The sequence below is a fragment of the Pseudomonas proteolytica genome, assembly GCF_007858275.1.
Classification (GTDB): Bacteria; Pseudomonadota; Gammaproteobacteria; order Pseudomonadales; family Pseudomonadaceae; genus Aquipseudomonas; species Aquipseudomonas proteolytica.
In genome coordinates this window covers 1-543 of record NZ_VFEV01000101.1, presented here as the reverse complement: position 1 = coordinate 543, position 543 = coordinate 1, and the positions used below count along the sequence as shown (strand labels likewise).

The 543-nt window shown below is 31.3% G+C and carries 1 protein-coding gene; it reads right to left on the bottom strand.

Annotated elements, in window-relative coordinates:
* A partial coding sequence (locus FIV38_RS29880) for an Ig-like domain-containing protein (protein ID WP_211368516.1) occupies positions 1 to 543 on the bottom strand: 543 nt, incomplete at both ends.

Sequence of the window (543 nt, the reverse complement as noted above, 5' to 3'; positions counted from 1 at the left end):
TTTAGTTGCTGGGTTTTGTTCCGGGTTATCAGTAGCAGGTTTAGCTACTTGATCTGGCACTTGTTTATTTGTATCCTGTTTGGTGCCATCTTCTTTAGAATCTTCTAATTGAATAGGAACTGTTATAGGCTGAACCAGTGTTCCTAAAGGAAAAGCGATTTGAACTGATTTCTCTTCAGCTTTTAAAGTTGGGTTAAACACAGTATCAATTTTAATTTTTCCTTTAGCATCTTTCGAATTTTCTACTTGATCATTAAATATTAGTTTTAATTTATTATCTTTAGCTGTTATAAAATATTGACCAATATTTTTTTGATCTGTTACTAAATCTCCTTGTAAATCTTTAGATACTTTTAATGCAAGTGGTATTTGAATTACTGCTGTATCGTTTGCATGTACAACTTGTTGATTCTTTATTGACCAAGCATATTCTACTTGAATGGTTGATCCTATCTTTATTAAGTTGTTAGGATTTTTTGCTTCGTCAATAATATGATCCGTTCCATCTTTCATCTCAACAGTGTCAAATAATGAAGTTTCCTG